The sequence below is a fragment of the Eikenella exigua genome (assembly GCF_008805035.1).
GTDB lineage: Bacteria > Pseudomonadota > Gammaproteobacteria > Burkholderiales > Neisseriaceae > Eikenella > Eikenella exigua.
On the sequence record NZ_CP038018.1, the window covers coordinates 36,182 to 51,378 of the forward strand.

The following is a 15,197-nucleotide window of genomic DNA, read 5'->3' on the forward strand; positions in this document are numbered from 1 at the left end:
GTAGCCTCAGCCTGCGGGTTCAAGGCTATTGCTGTATCAATAAAAAACAGGGTGGGCAATCTTTGCCCGCCCTGTTTTCGTTTGGTGTTTGATAGAAAGCAGCGTTTATTCTGTTTTCAGGTAGCCTCTATAAGCCAGCCAAAGGCTACCTGAAAAATGTCGGCGCGGTTTCAGGTAGCCTGCAACTCAGCCTTCCTTACTGTCCACCCGCGGCGCGGTCAGCCAGGGCAGGTAGCGCCAGGTGTAGAGCAGCAGCGAAGCGGCAAACAGCAGGCCGGAGAGCCACAGGCCGGGCTGGTAGGCGGCGGGGAGCAGATACATCAACACTGCCGTGGCGGCACGCGCCAGCGCAGCGGCTGCCATCAGCCAAAACGCCAGCGGCATGGAGGCGTACCCAGGTGCGTGGCTGTTTCGTCCAAGTGGCCACTGCTGTGAGCAGGAAGGCCACCATGATGGCGCTGGCATAGCCCCAAATCATTTCGTGGGCATGCCAGAAATAATTGGGCAGCGCGGCCGTGCCTTGATAGCCGAAGCTTCACAGCAGGATGGAAAGCGTGCCGTAGAGGGCGGCCAGCGGGTAGAAGGGGCGGAAGGCCATGCCCAACGGGATGGTTTTGGGAAAGCAGATTCATGAGGTGTCGATTTTGATTTTGAGGGTAAGGGTCAAACAGGGAAGGCTACCGGAAAAACAGCGGCAGGCTTTCAGGTACAGCTAAAACACTTATTTCTTCCTACTGCGTTGGCTCATCTTGCCGTATTACTCATACTGTCTGCGGCTTACAGCCTTGTATGAAAAAATAATTGTTTCAGCTAATGCTTTAATTATGCTTGCAATAGTTTTTCAGCTAGCCTCGGCAAACGGCGGCACGGGCGCGCCCAATTGGCGCAGCAGCTGCACGGTTTCAAATACAGGCAGCCCCATCACGCCGCTGAAGCTGCCGGAAAGGTGCGACACAAACACGCCACCGATGCCTTGGATACCGTATGCGCCAGCTTTATCCAGCGGTTCGCCGCTAGCGATATAAGCAGTGATTTCCTGTGCGCTCAGCCCTTTAAACCGCACATCGCTGCGCTGTGCCGCTTCCAGCGTTTGCTGGCCGAGCGACACGCACACTGCCGTCCACACTTGGTGTTCGCGCCCGGAAAGGCTTTCCAGCAGCTCGCGGGCGTGCGCCGCATCGCGCGGTTTGCCCAAAATGGCATTGTCCAGCGCCACCACCGTGTCGGCGCTCAACAGCGGCTGTGCCAAGGCAAGGCCGCGTTGCGCCGCCAGCCGGCGTGCTGCCGCGTTTTTCTGCCGTGCCATTCGTGCCACATAATCCGCCACCGCCTCGCCCGGCTGCGCCGTTTCGTCGGTTTCCGCCGTCAGCAGCACGGGCTGGAAACCTAATGAAACCAAAATTTCGCGGCGGCGCGGGCTGGCCGAGGCCAGATAGATGGTGTTGGGCATGGCGTTTCTTTTCTTTACATAGCTGCGGAAGCCGCTAAGGCTACCTGAAAATCCCGTTTCCCGCGATAGCTAAAACGGGTGAATTTGTGCGGGCGGGGTGGTGCAGCGGATTCACACGCTGCAACGCCGGCGGGTGGAAGCAAAGTTAATCTGCCATAGAGCTTGTTTTTCCCGCTCCTGCCCTAATCTTGCGCGGCAAACCGTTTATTTACCCATTAGCAACCATGAGCGATCAAGACTATTATCAAACCCTCGGCGTCTCCCGCGATGCTTCCGATGACGAAATCAAAAAGGCCTACCGCAAGCTGGCGATGAAATACCATCCCGACCGCAACCCCGATAATAAGGAAGCGGAAGAGAAATTCAAAATCATCCAAAAAGCCTACGAAATCCTTTCCGACCGCGAAAAACGCAGCCACTACGACCAATTCGGCCAGGCCGGCGTAGACGGCAATGCCGGCGGTTTCGGTGGTTTCGGCGGCGCAGCCGGCTTCGATTTCGGCGATATTTTCAGCCAGATGTTTGGCAGCGGGGGTGGTGCGCGCCAGCAGAACTTCCAAGGCAAAGACCTGCGCTACGATATTGAAATCACGCTGGAAGAAGCCGCAGCCGGCAGCAAAAAACGCATCACCATCCCTTCGCACGAAGAGTGCGACATCTGCCACGGCTCCGGTGCCAAACCCGGCACCTCTGCCACCACCTGTTCCACCTGCCACGGTTCCGGCGTGGTGCACGTGCGCCAGGCCATTTTCCAATTGCAGCAAACCTGCCCCACCTGCGGCGGCTCCGGCCGTGAAATCAAAGAGCCGTGCGTTAAATGCCACGGTGCAGGCCGCGTGAAGAGCCGCAAAACTCTGGATGTGAACATCCCCGCCGGCATCGAGAACGAGCAGCCCATCCGCCTCTCCGGCGAGGGCGAGCCCGGCTCGCACGGCGCGCCCGCCGGCGATTTGTATGTGGTGGTGCACATCCGCCGCCACGAAATCTTCGAGCGCAACGGGCTGGATCTGCATTGCGAATTGCCCGTGAGCTTCACCATCGCCGCGCTGGGCGGCGAAGTGGAAGTGCCCACGCTCAACGGCCGCGTGAAGCTGAATATTCCGAAAGAAACCCAAACCGGCCGCCGCATGCGCGTGAAAGGCAAGGGCATGAAATCGCTGCGTTCTTCCTCTATTGGCGATCTGTATTGCCACATCGTGGTGGAAACCCCGGTCAACCTCACCGAGCGCCAGCGCGAATTGCTGGAAGAGTTTGAAAAAATTTCCACCGGCCTCGACCGCGCCCAAACCCCGCGCCAGAAATCGTTTATGGACAAACTGCGCGATTTGAAAAACGATTTGTTCGACTAAGGCGGCAGCCAAACGCACAAAAGGCTACCTGAAACCCGATAGGGCGTTTCAGGTAGCCTTTCTTTATTCAGGTAGCCAGCCGCTTGCCGCGAGCACGTTTTTGCAGTATAACCACCCCGCGCCACATAAAACAACACCATCATTCATCGGCGCTTCAAGCCACTTTTCCGTTTTCCCAAACTGCCGCCAGCCGCACCGCATCAGCGCGTGTGGCTGAAACCGCCGCCTGTTTTTCAGGTAGCCTTTCGGAAATCATTTGCGTGGTCATGACACACGCAAGCCCTTTGGCGCGGCAGCCCCGCTCACCGCATCCGCATAGGAGAATCTTATGAAGAAAGACCAAACCGGCCATCATTTCCTCGCCCGCCTCGGCAAAACCCGCCTGCGCCCCGGCGGCCGTTTCGCTACCGAATGGCTGATCAACCAAACCCGCTTCGCCCCCGATACGCAGGTGCTGGAAGTGGCCTGCAATATGGGCACCACCGCCGTGGGGCTGGCGCAGCGCTTCGGCTGCCACATCACCGGCGTGGATTTGGACGAAAACGCGCTGGAGAAAGCCCGGCAAAACATCCGTGTCGCCGGGCTGGAACACCTGGTGCAGGTGCAGCACGCCAACGCCACCGAGCTGCCCTTCCCCGACAACAGCTTCGATGTCGTCATCAACGAAGCCATGCTCACCATGCTGCCGCTGGCCAACAAAGAAATGGCCGTGGCCGAATACTTCCGCGTGCTCAAACCTGGCGGCGTGTTGCTCACGCACGATGTGGTGGTGAGCGAGCACAACACCGAAGAAGCCGTGGAACGCCTGCGTGACACCATCCAAGTGAAAGTTACCCCGCTCACTGAAAGCGCCTGGACCGATCTTTTCCACCGCAGTGGCTTCAGCAACATCACCACCATCAGCGGCGGCATGACCCTGCTTTCGCCCAAAGGCCTGATTTACGACGAAGGCTGGCGGCGCGCCTTCCAAATCGTGAAAAACGCGCTCAAAGCCGAAAACCGCGCCGCCTTCAAACGGATGTACCGCACCTTCAACGACCCGGCCAAAACCATGGGCTATATTGCTGTGCACAGCTGCAAAGCTGTCGATGCCGTCAGCCCGGGTGCTGTAGGAGTGCAAAACAGTTGAATGCCTTGTGCTATGTCAGATGTAGGAAAGGCTACCTGAAAGTTTTCAGGTAGCCTTTTGCAATTTGCGATGGCTGTGTTTTGCCGTTATGGGTTGGCGCGTTTTTGTTGGGAAACCGAGAAAAAACGCATGAGCAAAACTTTTCAGCTATCGCTTTAAGCAGGGTTAATTCACACGACTGCCAGAGAAGCCGACTTCCCGATTAACACTGCCGGGAGGGGTGGTAAAGTTATGTGCTTTACCAGCGATTTCGTTGGCATTCGGGCCGAAGATATTGAGATGGTAATTGCCGTTTCCTCGGCGTTGGGATTCGGCAACGCCGGCAATGTTGGAATTATGGCGGTCTAAATTACCGGTGCGCAGGGTGATGTCGCCGAAATCCGGCAGGCCGGTAATTCGGCCGGAGCCCGTACGACCGCCGTAATTGATGCTGTAATCCAACCTGCCGTTGCGTTCATCCGAGCCGGCGAAAGCATGGCCTTGATAACGAACGGTACCGGTGGTTGGCAGTTGGTTTTCTTGAGTAAGCGTGCCTTGGATGCTTCTGATCTGGAATTCGTTTGCTCTTGTCGCCGTGCCATCTGGAGCATAGCGGTTTCTAACGTGCGCACCAACGATAGCGCTATAAGAACGTTTGTACATCTCTAATTGGCCGTCTTCCAAACTACGACCGTTATCTTTCAGTACATAGTGAAAACCGGTTAGCCTGTTTTGCCAGTTATGGCCGATATCCAACGTGCTGTTATTCCTATAATCCCGACCGTCAATATTGATTGTGTCTGCCACCATATTATTACCAGTTCGCAACAATCCGTTACCGTTCTGGTCGTTAATCGCAAGAGAAGGTTTACCGTGCGGCTTTGGTGTAAACGGGTCGGTAATCGCATTGGCCAGCGAGTTGCCGGCGCTGCCGCAGCCTCCCAAAGCGAGGGCTGTAATCATGATGTAAAGAGTGTGATGTTTTTTCATGGCGAAATCCTTTCATTTTTCAGGGAACACTGCTTAAAGCAGAGACAGTATAGCACGCCTCTTGGTAGGAAATATGGGTGAATATTAAAATATTTGGAATTTATAGCGTGATAGCGACAAGCTTGTTGGTTAATTTTGGCAATAAAAGTTATGTTCTTTTTTTGGATATAAAGTGCATTAAAGAGGACGTGAATGGTTGAGATAAAGCAGCTAACCTGCTTGAAAACAGAATGGAAATTCGCCATTTTTTCTACAAAACCTACTGTGGAAGAGTGTAATCGTTATAGTTTTCTGTGTTTTACGAATGTTGGTTTAGGTTTGGTGGGCATACTGAATCCGCTATAATCCGCCCGTTTTATGGATTTGCCTCAAGGAAAGCGTTTAATGAGCATACAGAGAAAGCCTTGGCTGGTGGTTGCCTGCCTGCTGCTGTTGCCTTTTCAGGTGGCCTTAGCCGCACCGCCGGAAGATAGGCTGGCAACCGAGCCAGATACCGGTTTCGACATCACACCTGCTGCCGCGCCGCAGGCGGAAACCCCGCCCACACCCGCCGCGCCGCCCGACAGGCGCCTGCAAATGAGCCGCGAAGAGCTGCTGCAACGCCCCGAGATGCTGCAACAGGCGCTCAGCTATGCCGTGCTCACCCACAATGCCGAAGGCGCGGCGCTGTTGCTGCCGATTTATCTTGAACTGCCCGGGCCGCACGATGCGCTGCTGGTGGCTTTGGCACAGGCGCTGATTGCTCGCGCTGAGGGCGACTACCAACACGCCATCGGCCTCTACCGCGCCGTATTAGCAGCCGACCCCGACATCCCACCCGTGCGCCTTTCGCTGGCGCAGAGCCTGTTTGAAAACCGTGCCGACAAAGATGCGCGGCAAGAGTTCGAACATTTCCGCCAAACCCCCAATCTCGCGCCCGAGCTGCAACAGATTGCCGGGCAATACCTCGAAGCCCTGCGCAAACGCGACCGCTGGAGCTTCGGCGGCAGCGTAAACTTTATCAGCGACAGCAATGTAAACAACGCCGGCCGCGAGCGCGAAATCCGCACCCCGCGCGGTGTGTGGACGCTGCCCGAGCCTGAATCCGCCCAAGGCTTCGCCTACCGCCTCAACGCCGATCGCGACTGGAACGTACACGGCAACCTCTACTGGCGGCTCAGCCTCGACGACTACGGCAAATTCTATTGGAACAACCACAAATACGACGACCAAATCGCCCGCTTCAGCAGCGGCCCCGCCTATAAAACCGCCCGTGTCGAAGCCGCCGTTACCCCCTATTACGAACGCCGCTGGTATGGCACACACAAATACTCGCGCGAAGTCGGCGTGCGCGCCGAATGGCAATATTGGCTCACCCCGCGCCATAAAATATTGAGCGCGTTAGAAATCGGCGAGCAGCGCCACGACCGCCGCCGCTGGCTCGACGGCGACAGCTACACCGCTTCCGGCACCTGGCTTTTCGTGCGCCGTCACACCCAATATTTCAGCTTCGGCCTCGATTGGCTGCGTAAAACCGCCGTCGACAACAGCGAATCCTATACCCGCAAAGGCCTGCGCCTAGGCTGGACGCAACAATGGGGCTGGGGGCTCACCACCTCCGCCCAAATCAGCGCCGGCCACCGCAGCTACGACGCCCCCGACCTATTCCGCATCACTCGCCGTGACCACGAGCTTACCGCCAGCCTCTCGCTCTCTCACCGCAAGCTCCAGTTCGCCGGCATTACCCCGCAGCTGGTGGCCACCTGGCAGCGCGTAAACAGCAGCCACTTCTTCTACCCCTACCGCAAAGGCAACGTGTTTATCCAGTTTGGACGTTCGTTTTAGCAGGGCAGGGCGGTGATGGGAAAGGCTACCTGAAAAATTTCAGGTAGCCTCAAAACGGCGGCGCGGGGCAACGTTGCTTTACCGCGCAGCTATTGCAGCTCAGCATTGTTAGGCCAATATTTTAAATTTCGCGCCTTTTGAATTTAGCTTCGCAGCAACTCGCATTGTTCGATTGAGCTTTATGGGTCTGATTTGCGTATCTATGCTGTCCTAGTTGCCAATATGCTTAAAGGCTACCTGAAATTTCAGGTAGCCTTTTGCTTATTCGCTCAAATCGTTTATCTACGACAAGGGGCGCGGCGTAGGTGGGAGTAGCGGCTGATAACGCTGCTGATGCCGGCGGCAGCGTTATCGTCTACGTTCATAAACGTTATCTGCATTTTGGATTCGCCCAATTCGGCAGATTGTTCGCCGCCGCTTGAGCCGGTGCGGATGATTTGCGGATTGAGGCCAGCTTGGCGGGCTCTGGCGGCGGTTTGCTCGGCCTGCTGTTCGCTGCTGAACGAACCGAGGCTCATACGGCCGCCGGCGACGCTGGCATTGCGGAAGCCCTGCGAGCGCACTTTGGCGGTGAATTCCTGCACGTCGCCTTCGATGGTTACGCTCACTTGGTAGCGTTCGCTGCCGCGCTGCGGACGGCCGGAATCGCGGCGGCGCTCCACCACGCGGGTGGCGGCGTGCGGCCAGCGGGCGAGCAGGCCTTTAATGCGGTGGTAGTCGTCTTCCGGCAACACGGCCACGGCGGTGCAGGCGGTGTTGGGCGCGCGGATACCGCTTTCGGGGGTGGGCTTGGACTGGGCTTCGCCGGCGGGTTTAGCCGGGGTGTTGGAACGGCCGGGGGCGGCAGGTGCGGTGCGGGGGCGGCCTGCGTCCACCGGCAGCACGGGTGTGGCCGTTTGCTGCGGTGCAGCGTGCTGGGCGGGCGCGGCGTGCACCACTACGGTGGTGGGCTGCGGCTGTTGCGGCTGCACAACGGGCGCGGGCTGCTGTTGTTGCGCCATACGCGTTACCAGCATCCCGCCGAAGACGATGATGTTTAATGCCACCAAAACAGCAAACAGCCACTTCATGTTTGTGCAGCCCAGTTGAGTAATCCGTGAAGCACGAGATTATCCACAATTTGAATGGGGTTGTCCAAAGCAAATTGTTCAGGTAGCCCTTGTTTTACTTTGGCAGCGCCGCCGCCGGTGATAATCACGGCCACGGTTTGGCCAGGGTGTTTCTGCTGCAGGCGGGTGTGCATCAGCAAAACCGCGCCGCATATGGCATCGAGCATGCCGCCGGCTATGGCGTTGGCGGTGGTGGTGCCGAAGGGGTAGGCGCGGCCGGCGGGGCGATTGAGATTGGCGGTGTGTTGCGCCATCGCCTCTTTCATCAAGTTGAAGCCGGGCATGATGCTGCCGCCCAAGTAGTGATTGTTGGCGGTGAGGGCGTCGATGGTTACGGCGGTGCCGCAGCTCACCACCACGCAGGCGTGCTCGGTGAAAAGGCGGCTGCCGAGGATGTTGAACCAGCGGTCGGCACCGTGCTCGCTCACGCGGCGGTAGTGGTTACGGATGCCCAAAGCCTGCGGCATGGAGCTGAGCCATTCCGGCTCGCGGCCAAGTTGTTCGGCCACGGCTTGCTGTTTGGCTTCACCGCACACTGCCGAGCCGATGATGCGCACGTTTTCGCCGCCGTGCTGCTGCCAGCTGTGGGCAAGCGGCTCGAGATTCCAATAGGCCGCTTTGTCTGACGCCGTGATGCGGCTGTTTTCCACCCATGCCCATTTGAGCTTGCTGTTGCCGGCATCGAGCAGCAGCATTTTGCCCTGTTTATCATCGGACGCTGTGGCATTTTGATTGTGCAGCGGGCGCAGGCTGATTTCGCCGCTCACCACATGGTGCTCCGTGCCTTCGGCGTCGAGAATCCGCAGCGCACCGCCCTCATCCACGCCCAAGGCCGTGCCTTGCAGCAGGTTTTGCCCATCGCGCAGCAGGCGCACGGGCTGGTTTTGGTCGCGGTGGCAGGCATGGTAACCCGAGAGGAAGGGGGTGAGGCCTTCGCGGTCGAACTGCTCGAAAGTGCTCGCCAGCTCGGGCAGCAGGCGTTCGGTGAGACGGCTCACGGCGATGTGGGGCGCGCTGCCCTGCACGGCTTCTGCATCGGCCACGGCCTTGGGCTGCACGAAATTGATGCCGATGCCGATCACGACAGCGGTTTGGCCGTTGTAGCGTACGGTTTCGGTGAGGATGCCGCCAAGCTTCTCACCGCCGATTACCAAATCGTTCGGCCATTTAATCTGCGCGGGCACACCCAAATCACGCAACACGCGGCAGCAGGCCAGCACAGCGGAGAGCGTGAGGCCGCCCAGTTCGGCGGGCGGGCGGGAAAAGCACCAGCCGGCGCTGAACATCAGGCATTCGCCGATGCGGCTCTGCCAGCTGCGCCCCTGGCGGCCGCGGCCTTGGGTTTGATCGTGTACAAACGCGATGCGGCGGTGGATAGGGCTGCCGGATTTGGCTTGTGCGATGAGGTAGCTGTTGCTGGAAGGGTGCTCGTGCAGCAGTTCGGCCTGCCAGCCGGCGGCTGCAGCCTGCTGTTGCAAAATAGCGTTATCCAAAATTGCCAAGGGTCGCACCAGCCGCCAGCGGCCGTCTTGCTGGCGCAGCAAGCCGCGGATGTGCGGCGGCACTTGCTGCCAGAGCGCGTTGAGCTGCGGCGGCTTGCGGCCGATGCGGCGCGCCAACTCGGTAACGTGGTGCGGCCGGCCGTCTGCCAAGGCGGCCAGCAGCTGCCAGTGTACGGCCTGCATCATGAGCCTTGCTCCGCGGCACGGATTTTGGCCAGGGTTTGGGTGGTGGAGGTTTGGTGCAGGAAGGGGATGGAATACACTTTGCCGCCGCGCGCCAGGGTTTCGGCGGCACCGACGATGTTTTCAGGTAGCCAGTCGCCGCCTTTCACCAAGATATCGGGGCGCACCAATTCGATGAGTTCGGCCGGGGTGTCGCTGTTGAACCAGGTAACCAAATCCACGCTCGCCAGCGAGGCGGCCACGGCGGCGCGGTTGGCCAGCGGGTTGATGGGGCGGTCGCTGCCTTTGCCCAGCCGGCGCACGGAAGCGTCGGTATTGAGCGCGAGCACCATCGCCGCGCCAAGCGCGCGGGCTTGGGCGAGGTAGGTAACGTGGCCGCGGTGCAGGATGTCGAAGCAGCCGTTGGTGAACACCAATGGGCGCGGCAGCCCGGCCAATTTCCCGGCCAGTGCCTCGGGCGGGCAGATTTTGCGTTCGAAATCGGGGGTGGGCCAGGCAGTCATGGCAGCTCTTCCAAGATAATAAAGTGCGGATGATACCATTTCTGCGCCGCCGCTTGGTGTTGGGCGGGCGGGAATTGCCGTATAATCTGCAGGCTGTTTTCAGGTAGCCTCAAACGGCGTTTCCCAAAAGGCTACCTGAAACCCATTCACTCCAAACCTCACATCATGATCCGTTTCGAACAAGTTTCCAAAACCTATCCCGGCGGTTTTCACGCCCTGCAAAACGTCAGCTTCAAAATCAGCAAGGGCGAGATGATTTTCGTGGCCGGGCATTCCGGCGCGGGCAAATCCACCGTACTCAAGCTGATTGCCGGCATCACTAAGCCCACCTCCGGCAAAGTGTGGATGAACAACCAAGACCTCGGCACGCTCAACGACAGCCGCCTGGGCTATCTGCGCCAACACATCGGCCTGGTGTTTCAAGACCACAAAATCCTGTTCGACCGCAACGTGCTGCAAAACGTATTGCTGCCGCTGCGCATCATCGGCTACGACCGCGCAACTGCCGAAAAACGCGCCCGCATCGCCATTGAAAAAGTGGGTTTGGGCGGGCGTGAAACGGCCGATCCGATTACCCTGTCCGGCGGCGAGCAGCAGCGCCTGTGCATTGCCCGCGCCGTGGTTCACCAGCCCGGCCTCCTGATTGCCGACGAGCCCTCCGCCAACCTCGACCGCGCCTACGCGCTCGATATTATGGAGCTCTTCAAAACCTTCCACGAAGCCGGCACCACCGTCATCGTGGCCGCCCACGACGAAACCCTGATGGCCGACTACGGCCACCGCATTTTGCGTTTGCAGGAAGGCAGGTTTGCCGCATGAAACACTATCTCTCACTGCATCTGGAAGCCGCCTGCCAGGCCTTTGCCCGCCTCGTGCGCCAGCCCTTGGGCACATTGATGGTGCTGCTGATGCTGGCCGCCGCTATGACCTTGCCGCTGATGCTCTATTTGGGCGTGCAAAGCAGCGCCGAAGTGCTCGGTCGGCTCAACCAAGCCCCGCAGATGACAATCTACCTCACGCTCGAAGCCGCCGAGGCCGACATCGCCGCCATCCGCGCCAAGCTGGCGGAAGACAGCCGCATCGAAAAAGCCGAATACGTGAGCAAACAGCAGGGCATGGCCGAGCTGCAGCAGGCGTTTCAGGGGCAGGATTTGGTGTCGATGCTCGATGCCAACCCGCTGCCCGATGCCTTCGTGATCACGCCCAAAGACGGCGCCACCCCCGAAGAGCAAACCGCCCTGCGGGCCGATTTGGCCGCGCTGCCCAAGGCCGAGAGCGTGCAGATGGATGCCGAATGGATGCAAACCCTGTTCCAAATCAACGAATTCGTGCATCAGGTGTTCCGCTTCTTAGTGATCACGCTGGGCGCGGCGCTGGTGTTGGTGGCGTATAACACCAGCCGCCTGCAAATTCTCAGCCGGCGCGAAGAAATAGAAATCACCAAGCTGTTGGGCGCGCCCGCTTCCTTCATCCGCCGCCCCTTCCTCTATCAGGCCTTATGGCAGGGCGTGCTGTCTTCCGCCTTGAGCCTGGTGCTGTGCAGCTGGCTGATGCGCAGTACCCGCCCGCTGGTAGACCGAATTTTCAGCCCCTACGGCCTGAACTTAGACTGGCGCTTCTTCCACGGCTGGGAAATGGCCGTGATTATCGCCGTGGTGTGCGGCCTGGGCATGGCCGGCGCCTGGCTGGCCGGCAGCCGGCATTTGCAAGAATTCAAAGCCAAGAGCCATTAATAGCCACAGGCTAGCTGAAAGCTCTAAAAACATTTTTCAGGTAGCCTGATGCCATACCGATAAAGGCTACCTGAAAAGGTGGCCGCAGTTTTTCGCACATCCGCTGCCGACTCTGGCCGGAGCAACAAAAAGGAAGCCCATGTTCACACGCAAACCCCAACACACGCTACCTGAAACCATCAGCCGCGCCGCCGCCGAAGGCAATGCGCTGCGCGTGTTGCAGACAGTGGCGACTTGGCTGCGGCAGGGCAGCGCGGCGGGTGCGCCGGTGCGTTTAGGCATCTTGTGCCGCCATTTGCGGCAAGAGGGCGGCGAAGGCAAAACCATCGCCACCCTGTTATGCCGCTGGCTCTCCAGCGTGCGCGTGTATCCCACCCTGATCACCATCGGCATCTTCTCCCGCTCCGGCTTCGGCCACGAATTCCGCCACCGCCTCTACGAGCACATCAATCCCGCCTACAAAGACTGCAACGACCTGCGCGACGTGCTCGCGCTGCTGTTTTGCGGCAGCAACGACGGCGAATGGCTCGCCGCCATCCCGCTTTCCGCCTGGCTGCGCCTCCTCAGCACCATCCAACGGCAAACCGAGCCCGCCGTTCGCGAAATGTGCGGCCGCCACCTGCGCGACGAAAGCCTGTATGCCGTGGAAATGCTCTCCATATGGGTGGCCGCCGAAGACCTCGATCACGACCTCATCCGCCTCGAGCCCAGGCTGCTGGATGTGGATTCGCCCTTCGTTGGCCTCATGCGCGAAGTGTCCGACTGGCTCGACTTCCAACGCAGCCGCCAGCCCGGCTCCCGCACCACCTACGATGCCGGCCATTTAAACGTGATGCTGGCGCAATGCCGCACCCTCATCGACCGCCTGCAACGCAAAGGCACCGGCGCTGGCGCCGGCTCTTCCATGGCCGTGGCGCACCTGTTGCAACGCCTCCAGCAAACCCTCACCCGCATGGAACGGCTCATGGCGCTGTTTGCCGCGCGCACCCGCACCCAAAGCCTGTTGCGCACCCTGCTCCTGGCCAACGAAATCGCCGTGGCCGTGGTGGCGCAGCGGCGTATCATGCCCTTGTGGCGCAGCAACGTGAAAATGCTCGCCCGCAGCATCAGCCAAAACTCCAGCCGCCACGGCGAACACTACATCACCCGCAACCGCAGCGAATACTGGGGCATGCTGCGCTCTGCAGCCGGCGGCGGCATGCTCATCGCCCTGATGGCGCTGCTCAAAATCCACATCGGCAGCCTGCCCGGCGGCCACCTCTACCACGCCGTGCTCGCCAGCCTCAACTACGGCATCGGCTTCGTGCTCATCCACATGCTGCACTTCACCGTGGCTACCAAACAGCCCGCCATGACCGCTGCCCGCTTCGCCCAAGCCGTGGAACGCAGCAGCAGCGGCCGCGCTGTGAACCAGAAGCTCGCCCAGTTATTGATTGACGTAATCCGCTCGCAGGGCGTGGCCGTGTTTGGCAACGTCATCGTGTCTGTGCTGCTTGCCGTTTTCATCAGCCACGCCTTCGCCCACCATTTCGGCAGCCCCCTGCTGGATACGACCACTACTGCCTACCAGCTCAAATCCCTCGCCGTGTTCAGCACCCCCGCGCTCTTGTTTGCCGCCATCGCCGGCGTGTGGCTGTTTTGCTCCGGCATCATAGCCGGCTTCTTCGACAACCGCGCCGACTACCTCAACCTCAAACTGCGCCTACGCGAACACCCCCTGCTCAAACGCATCCTGCCCGCCGCCTGGCGGCAGCGTTTGGCCGACTACATCCACAACCACTACGGCGCTATCATGGGCAACTTCTGCTTCGGCTGGCTCCTCGGCATGACCGGTTACCTCGGCCACCTCACCGGCCTGCCGCTCGACATCCGCCACGTTGCCTTCTCCTCCGCCAACCTGGGCTACGCCGCCGTGAGCGGCGACATCGGCTTCCTCTCCTTCGCCGCCCATTTATTGATGGTGCTGCTCATCGGCGCAGTGAACCTGCTGGTGAGCTTCTCCATCACCCTATGGGTGGCCCTACGCTCGCGCGACGCCGTGCTGGACAACCCGCTGCAAATCATCGGCAGCACCATCTCGCTGGTGAAACAAAAACCCAAAAGCCTGTTCTTCCCGCCGAGCGACACGCCCGAAGCCGAGAAAAAGCCCGCTGCGCCGAGCAAATAGCGGCATAGCGGGCAGGGAAAGGCTACCTGAAAAAGGTTTGGGCGAAGCAGCAGCTCGGATTCTTGAACCCGGCATTTCAGGTATGACGGCAACAGGTTGCAATCATGGCAGCGTTGCAGGGTTTGTCGGATACCGGTATTCGACCTATGCTTACTGCCGAGAGAAAAAAGGCTACCTGAAAATTTCAGGTAGCCTCTCTCTCCGCCGAATCTATTCGTTCCAAGCCATTGCTTCGATTTTGTGCCCGTCCAAATCGCGCACGAAGCAGCCATAGTAGGCGTCGCCGTAGTGCGGGCGTTTGCCGGGCGCGCCGTCTGGCTTCGCGCCATGGGTGAGGGCGGCGGCGTAGAAGGCGTCCACTTGTGCGTTGTTTTCTGCCAAAAAGGCGATGTGCACGCCGTTGGCGGTTTGCGCGGGCTGCCCGTCGTGCGGCGCCTGAATCCAGAATTCAGGGAAAGCGCGACCATAGGCGATGGCGCGGTGTTCGCTCAAATCCAGCACGCGGCGGATGCCCATCGGGGCGAGTACGGCATCATAAAAGGCGGCGGCCTGCTCGAATTGATTCGTGCCGAGGGAAACATGCGACAGGGCTTTTTGCAGTTGGACCATGGTAAACTCCTTTTGCGATGGGGAAACTATTCAATAATTTTAATTGATTGGGAAGGGTGGATTCAAGAATCTGGCCTGCACTCAAGTAAAGGCTACCTGAAAAAGGTTTGGGCGAAGCAGCCGCAGATCGGATTCTTGAACCCGACATTTCAGGCATGACGATAACGGGTAATAATGGCAGCGTTGCAGGTTTTGTCGGATACCAGTATCCGGGCTACGCTTACTGCCGCATAATTTTCAGGTAGCCTGCAAGGAAAAGAAATGCTTGAAGAAATCAAATCAGATAACCACCACCCCGCCTCCAAACCGCCGTATTCGTGGCGGGTGCTGATTATTTACAGCCTGTTCGGCCCGCCCTTGGGCGCGGTGTTGTTGCTGATCGGCCTGTCCGACCCCAATTCGCAGCAGGCTTTCCGGCTGATTCCTATTGCCACTCTATTCAGCTACCCGGTAGGCGGCATTCCCGCCTTCCTCACCGGCCTCTTGTCTATGCTGCTGCGCCTGAAGCGCAACCTGCCCAGCATCGCCGCCATGACAGCTGTGGGAGCGCTGCTATCGGGCATTTGGTGGCTGGTGATGGATATGTTCGGCGGATTCGCCTTTACTGCCTGCGGCGCGGCAGCGGCTTTCGTGTTATCAGTATTCCTGCCCAAGCCGTCAAAATAAATTT

At 59.2% G+C, this 15,197-nt stretch carries 14 protein-coding genes and 1 pseudogene; 7 read left to right on the forward strand and 8 right to left on the reverse strand.

What is annotated here, in order from left to right; genetic code table 11:
* Positions 1–186: 186 nt before the first annotated feature.
* The 3 genes and pseudogenes from EZJ17_RS10915 to EZJ17_RS00190 all read right to left on the reverse strand — a co-directional run bounded on the left by EZJ17_RS10915 (position 187) and on the right by EZJ17_RS00190 (position 1,450).
* Positions 187–321, reverse strand: coding sequence for a hypothetical protein (locus tag EZJ17_RS10915; RefSeq protein WP_369814478.1), 135 nt, complete (start codon positions 319–321; stop codon positions 187–189).
* Positions 268–598, reverse strand: a pseudogene (locus tag EZJ17_RS10870) (NnrS family protein); the annotation flags it as partial. The gene EZJ17_RS10915 and the pseudogene EZJ17_RS10870, both read right to left, overlap by 54 nt.
* 243 nt (positions 599–841) lie before the next feature.
* Complete coding sequence (locus tag EZJ17_RS00190; RefSeq protein ID WP_067442351.1) at positions 842–1,450, reverse strand: Maf family protein; 609 nt, start codon at positions 1,448–1,450, stop codon at positions 842–844.
* A gap of 224 nt (positions 1,451–1,674) precedes the next feature.
* On the opposite strand from EZJ17_RS00190, the gene dnaJ reads away from it, so the two are divergent.
* The gene (gene dnaJ, locus EZJ17_RS00195) at positions 1,675–2,799 is read left to right on the forward strand and encodes a molecular chaperone DnaJ (RefSeq protein ID WP_067442353.1); all 1,125 of its coding nucleotides are present in this window, start codon (positions 1,675–1,677) and stop codon (positions 2,797–2,799) included.
* 328 nt (positions 2,800–3,127) lie between these two features.
* A complete protein-coding gene (locus EZJ17_RS00200) occupies positions 3,128–3,928 on the forward strand; it encodes a class I SAM-dependent methyltransferase (protein WP_067442355.1) in 801 nt (266 codons plus the stop codon).
* A 165-nt stretch (positions 3,929–4,093) separates the two neighbouring features.
* On the opposite strand, the gene EZJ17_RS00205 is transcribed toward EZJ17_RS00200, so the two are convergent.
* A complete protein-coding gene (locus EZJ17_RS00205; protein WP_067442357.1) occupies positions 4,094–4,897 on the reverse strand; it encodes a factor H binding protein domain-containing protein in 804 nt (267 codons plus the stop codon).
* A gap of 384 nt (positions 4,898–5,281) precedes the next feature.
* Here EZJ17_RS00205 and EZJ17_RS00210 point away from each other — a divergent pair, with 384 nt between their 5' ends.
* Entirely contained in the window at positions 5,282–6,721 is a 1,440-nt protein-coding gene (locus EZJ17_RS00210) for a porin family protein (RefSeq protein WP_067442359.1), read from the forward strand.
* Between the two features lie 278 nt (positions 6,722–6,999).
* Here EZJ17_RS00210 and EZJ17_RS00215 read toward each other — a convergent pair whose 3' ends face one another.
* Genes EZJ17_RS00215 through EZJ17_RS00225 form a run of 3 tightly spaced genes read right to left on the reverse strand, consistent with a single transcriptional unit; the run spans position 7,000 to position 10,018 of the window.
* Entirely contained in the window at positions 7,000–7,791 is a 792-nt protein-coding gene (locus tag EZJ17_RS00215; RefSeq protein ID WP_067442361.1) for an SPOR domain-containing protein, read from the reverse strand.
* A complete protein-coding gene (locus EZJ17_RS00220) occupies positions 7,788–9,518 on the reverse strand; it encodes a biotin--[acetyl-CoA-carboxylase] ligase (protein ID WP_067442363.1) in 1,731 nt (576 codons plus the stop codon). The genes EZJ17_RS00215 and EZJ17_RS00220 overlap by 4 nt, the downstream gene beginning before the upstream one ends.
* Positions 9,515–10,018: an adenylyltransferase/cytidyltransferase family protein gene (locus EZJ17_RS00225; protein ID WP_067442365.1), complete on the reverse strand. Its 504-nt coding sequence runs from the start codon at positions 10,016–10,018 to the stop codon at positions 9,515–9,517. The genes EZJ17_RS00220 and EZJ17_RS00225 overlap by 4 nt, the downstream gene beginning before the upstream one ends.
* Before the next feature lie 165 nt (positions 10,019–10,183).
* Between EZJ17_RS00225 and EZJ17_RS00230 the strand changes: the two genes are divergently transcribed.
* From EZJ17_RS00230 to EZJ17_RS00240, 3 genes are all read left to right on the forward strand, one after another.
* A complete protein-coding gene (locus tag EZJ17_RS00230; RefSeq protein WP_003823759.1) occupies positions 10,184–10,837 on the forward strand; it encodes a cell division ATP-binding protein FtsE in 654 nt (217 codons plus the stop codon).
* A complete protein-coding gene (gene ftsX, locus EZJ17_RS00235; protein WP_067442367.1) occupies positions 10,834–11,751 on the forward strand; it encodes a permease-like cell division protein FtsX in 918 nt (305 codons plus the stop codon). The genes EZJ17_RS00230 and ftsX overlap by 4 nt, the downstream gene beginning before the upstream one ends.
* Before the next feature lie 139 nt (positions 11,752–11,890).
* Positions 11,891–13,918, forward strand: coding sequence for a site-specific recombinase (locus tag EZJ17_RS00240; RefSeq protein ID WP_067444276.1), 2,028 nt, complete (start codon positions 11,891–11,893; stop codon positions 13,916–13,918).
* A 210-nt stretch (positions 13,919–14,128) separates the two neighbouring features.
* On the opposite strand, the gene EZJ17_RS00245 is transcribed toward EZJ17_RS00240, so the two are convergent.
* Positions 14,129–14,527, reverse strand: a complete 399-nt coding sequence (locus EZJ17_RS00245; RefSeq protein ID WP_151085890.1) for a VOC family protein — start codon at positions 14,525–14,527, stop codon at positions 14,129–14,131.
* Between the two features lie 261 nt (positions 14,528–14,788).
* On the opposite strand from EZJ17_RS00245, the gene EZJ17_RS00250 reads away from it, so the two are divergent.
* Positions 14,789–15,193: a hypothetical protein gene (locus EZJ17_RS00250; protein ID WP_067442373.1), complete on the forward strand. Its 405-nt coding sequence runs from the start codon at positions 14,789–14,791 to the stop codon at positions 15,191–15,193.
* Positions 15,194–15,197 lie beyond the last annotated feature (4 nt).